A 4,447-nucleotide genomic window follows, 5' to 3' on the forward strand; every position below is an offset into this window, starting at 1 on the left:
GCTACGGCTATCCGCAGCCGGTGGCGGCCGCGCAGCCCGCCTACGGCTACCCGCAGCCCGACCCGGCGTTCACGCTGCCGCCGCAGGGGCCGCAGTTCGTGAACCGCTGACCGCCCAGCGGCTCCCGGCCGCCGACCAGGGGCAGCGGCGGCCGGTCAGCCCCGGGACGTCGACTTGTAGCCGCGCCCCCAGGTCATGCCCCAGCCGTAGAGCCGGTCCAGGTCGGCCTGGAAGCCGTACACGTACCGCACCTCGCGGCGCACGATCAGCTCGCCCTTCTCGTGCTCCATCATCAGCACCGCGCAGGACCGGGCGTCCGGGGCACGCTCGTTCAGGCCGACCTCCACGTGGGGGCCGTTGCTGGGGATGAGCGTGACCACCGCGTGCGTGCGGTCGAACGCCGGTGTGCCGTCGTAGATGTAGACGAAGACCAGCAGCCGTTTGATGTGCTCACTCTGGTCGAGGTTGACGTATATCGTCTCGCCGGAGGCGGAGCCGAACCGGTCGTCGCCGCTCAGCTTGACGTAGGGCGGCTCGTTCATCGCGCCGTAGAAGCCGCCCAGCGGCTGCACCACGCCCTTGGTGCCGTCCTGCAACTCGTACATGCAGGCGAGGTCGAGGTCGACGTTGACCATGCCCTGGGTGTGCGCGTGCACCGGCTCGGGCTTGAGCAGTTGCAGCGGATGCCGCAACGAGCCGCGCCTGCGCGGCCGGTTGGTGAAGTCGGCGGACCGCATGCGCCAGGACAGGTTGATACGAAGGTTGCCGCTCTGCGCGCCCTGTTCGGTGAGCGACAGTTTCGGATACCGCTTGGTCAGCTCGATCGCGTAGGTCGACGCGCCGCCGACCGTGTCGAACTTCGGCCCCCGACTGCCGCCACCACTTCTCCAGTGCTCCCACAACGAGACCACCCGTGCCCCCAATCCCAGCGCACTACCGGCCAAAACGACGCGGGGCGGCCGTCCGCCGCGGAGCCGGGCACTGGGCCCGGGCTCCGCGTGACGGCCGCCCCGTTCAGAGCGTTCCGCAATCAGCCCGCGGTGACACCCGCTTCACCGGGCGTTCACACGCCGGAGGCGACCTTCGACTGCGACGGCGAGTTGCCGTCGTCCCCACCGCCCTCGTCAAGCCGCTTCTTGCGGTTGTGCCGGAGCGAGGACCAGAAGGAGATACCGATGAGGGTGATGCCGATGAGGCCGGTGATGACCTCGTGGATCTCCCACCGGATGGTGATGAGCAGGATCGCCGCGAGCGCGCCGATCGCGTAGTGCGCGCCGTGCTCCAGGTACACGTATTCGTCGAGCGTGCCCTGCCGCACCAGGTAGACCGTGATCGAACGCACGTACATCGCGCCGATGCCCAGGCCGAGCGCCATCCAGAAGATGTGGTTGGTGATCGCGAAGGCACCGATGACACCGTCGAACGAGAAGGACGCGTCCAGCACCTCGAGGTACATGAAGAGGAAGAACGCCGCCTTGCCGGCCACACCGACCGCGCTGGGCTCGGTGCCGGACCGCTTCGCGGCCTCCTCGGCCTCGTGTTCGCGTTCCTCGTCCTCCTCGAGCTTGCTCTCGAAGTGGCCGGAGAGACCGCCGACGATCAGGTACGTGATCAGACCGGCGATGCCGGCGAGCATCACGGTGGCCGACTTGTCGGCGTGCCCGTCGTACTGGTGGGCGACGGTGGCCAGCGTGGTGGCCGTGGTCAGCAGGATGATCAGGGCCAGGCAGACCGACAGGCCGTCGATCCGGCCGAGCCGAGACAGCGGGCGCTCCAGCCAGCCCACCCACTTGTGCTCACGCTCGTCGAAGATGAAGTTGAGGAAGATCATCAGCAGGAACATGCCACCGAACGCGGCGATCGCCGGGTGCGCGTCGGTGACCATCTGCTCGTACACTTCCGGCTCGCGCATCGCGAGCTCCACGGCCTCGATGGGGCCGAGCTGAGCCGTGACGGCGACGATCGCGACGGGGAACACCAGCCGCATGCCGAAGACCGCGATCAGAATGCCGATGGTGAGGAAGATCTTCTGCCAGAAGGCGTTCATCCTCTTCAGCACACCGGCATTGACCACGGCGTTGTCGAATGACAAGGAAATCTCGAGCACGGAGAGGATCGCCACCACGGCGAAGCCCGTCCAGCCCCAGAAGTACGCCGCGAGGGCGAGTCCGGCGGCGGTGACGCCGAAGGACCAGCCGAAGGTTCTCAGAACCACTGCTTACCCAATCTCTCGCACGGAGATCCCCCGCGCACCGGGCGCGCGGCCGGACCACGATCCGTGGTCCGTCTCACGTGACGTTGACGCCGAAGTCTAGAGCGATGCCGCGCAGCCCCGACGCGTACCCCTGGCCCACCGCACGGAACTTCCACTCACCGCTGTACCGGTACAGCTCCCCGAAGATCATCGCGGTCTCGGTCGAAGCGTCCTCGGTGAGGTCGTAGCGGGCCAGCTCGTTGCCGTCCGCCTGGTTCACCACCCGGATGTAGGCGTTGGTGACCTGGCCGAACGTCTGCTGCCGGGTGTCCGCATCGTGGATGGAGACGGAGAAGACGATCTTGTCCACGTGGGCCGGCACAGCGGGCAGGTCCACCAGTACCGTCTCGTCGTCGCCGGTGCCGCCGGCACCACCGGTGCCGCCGACCAGCTCGTCGCCGGTGTGCTCGACGGAGCCGTCCGGGCTCTTCAGGTTGTTGTAGAAGATGAAGTACTCGTCACCGAGGACCCGGCCGCCCGCACACAGGAGCGCGCTTGCGTCCAGGTCGAAGGCTGCGCCGGTGGTCGCCCTGGCCTGCCATCCCAGACCGACCTGTACCTGAGTCAGGTTCGGCGCCGCCTTCGAAAGGGAGACGTTGCCTCCCTTGGCGAGCGTGACACCCATGTGCTGATTCCTCTCCCCGATGTGTGTGACAAGTCTGGCCCGACGCCGAGCGCCGCACACCTCCCGAACGGGGAAGCCTGCGGCGCCGGCAACCTGCCGGGATCGGGTGGAACCGATCAGCGGCAGCTGGGTGACGGGCCTGGGCGGCAGGACGGGCCGCCGGGCGGCACGGTCAGACGTTGACGCCGAAGTCCTGCGCGATGCCGCGCAGACCCGAGGCGTACCCCTGGCCGATGGCACGGAACTTCCACTCCGCACCGTGCCGGTAGAGCTCACCGAAGACCATCGCGGTCTCGGTCGAGGCGTCCTCGGTGAGGTCGTAACGGGCCAGCTCGTTGTTGTCCGCCTGGTTCACCACGCGGATGTAGGCGTTGCGGACCTGCCCGAAGCTCTGCTGCCGGGCTTCCGCCTCGTAGATCGAAACCGGGAAGACGATCTTGGCGACGTCGGCGGGCACGCCCGCGAGGTTCACCTTGAGGACCTCGTCGTCGCCGTCGCCCTCACCGGTGGTGTTGTCCCCGGTGTGCTCCACGGAGCCGTCGGGGCTCTTCAGGTTGTTGAAGAACACGAAGTTCTGGTCGCCGTTGACCCGCCCCTCGGCGTTCGTCAGCAGTGCGCTGGCGTCGAGGTCGAACTCGGAGCCGGTAGTCGTCCGGGCATCCCAGCCCAGACCCACCATCACGGCTGTCAGGTTCGGGGCTTCCTTGGTCAGCGAGACGTTGCCGCCCTTGCTGAGGCTGACTCCCACAAGTCCTCCTTATAGATGGTGATCAAGGAGCACCATGTGCCCCCGTTGTGTCATGGATGCCGTCTGTGCAACGAGCCGGTCGCGGTGATCGGTTCCCGCCCCGCCTCACAGCCGCCTGAGTGCCTGCGCGTACTCGTCCGGGTCCCGGGCGTCGGGCATTCCGTGGACCACGCTCCAGCGCACCAGGCCCTCCCTGTCGATGACGAAGGTGCCGCGCAACGCGCAGCCCTTGCGTTCATCGAGCACCCCGTAGGACCGCGAGACCTCGCCGTGCGGCCAGTAGTCCGACAGCAGGGGAAACTCCAGCCCCTCCTGCTCGGCGAAGACCCGCTGGGCGAACGGGGAGTCGTTGGAGACCGCGAGCAACTGCACCTCGTCGTTGACGAACGTGGGCAGCCGGCCCTGCAACGCGGTCAGCTCACCGGTGCACACGCCGGTGAAGGCGAAGGGGTAGAACAGCAGGACGACGTTCTTGGCACCGCGGTACGAGGAGAGCCTGACGGCTTCCCCGTGCTGGTTCCGCAGTTCGAAATCCGGGGCCAGGGTCCCGACGGCACCGGCGGCGGAGCTCGCACTGCCGCTGTCGCCGGTGTCGGCGCTGCTGACGCTGCCGACCTCGAGTGCCATGCGGCGGATCCCTTCACTGGGGGGCACATGATGACCGCTCCACCCTATGCCCCGGCCTCGTTCCCTGCGCCGAGGGTGGCAGGGAACCGGGGGTGACCTGCGCGGGCTCCCGCCACTGCGGGCGTGGAGGCGGCGAGCAGGGCGGGCGCTGTGCGCGACGGCAGGGCGCTGCGGCCGGTCGGGCAGGCAGGAG

The 4,447-nt window shown here is 68.2% G+C and carries 5 protein-coding genes; all 5 read right to left on the reverse strand.

Translation table 11 applies throughout. The annotated features are described in order from the left end of the window. Positions 1-155 precede the first annotated feature (155 nt). The 5 genes from ACYVE9_RS16965 to ACYVE9_RS16985 all read right to left on the reverse strand — a co-directional run bounded on the left by ACYVE9_RS16965 (position 156) and on the right by ACYVE9_RS16985 (position 4,254). The gene (locus ACYVE9_RS16965; RefSeq protein ID WP_461028708.1) at positions 156-911 is read right to left on the reverse strand and encodes a TerD family protein; all 756 of its coding nucleotides are present in this window, start codon (positions 909-911) and stop codon (positions 156-158) included. Positions 912-1,063: 152 nt separating this feature from the next. Continuing rightward, positions 1,064-2,215, reverse strand: coding sequence for a DUF475 domain-containing protein (locus tag ACYVE9_RS16970; RefSeq protein WP_461028709.1), 1,152 nt, complete (start codon positions 2,213-2,215; stop codon positions 1,064-1,066). Between the two features lie 73 nt (positions 2,216-2,288). Then, on the reverse strand, positions 2,289-2,879 hold the full coding sequence (locus ACYVE9_RS16975) for a TerD family protein (protein ID WP_461028710.1): 591 nt from the start codon (positions 2,877-2,879) through the stop codon (positions 2,289-2,291). Positions 2,880-3,051: 172 nt separating this feature from the next. Next, on the reverse strand, positions 3,052-3,627 hold the full coding sequence (locus ACYVE9_RS16980; RefSeq protein ID WP_461028711.1) for a TerD family protein: 576 nt from the start codon (positions 3,625-3,627) through the stop codon (positions 3,052-3,054). 105 nt (positions 3,628-3,732) lie between these two features. Further along, the gene (locus ACYVE9_RS16985; protein ID WP_461028712.1) at positions 3,733-4,254 is read right to left on the reverse strand and encodes a peroxiredoxin; all 522 of its coding nucleotides are present in this window, start codon (positions 4,252-4,254) and stop codon (positions 3,733-3,735) included. Positions 4,255-4,447 lie beyond the last annotated feature (193 nt).

The organism is Streptomyces sparsus (genome assembly GCF_054776295.1).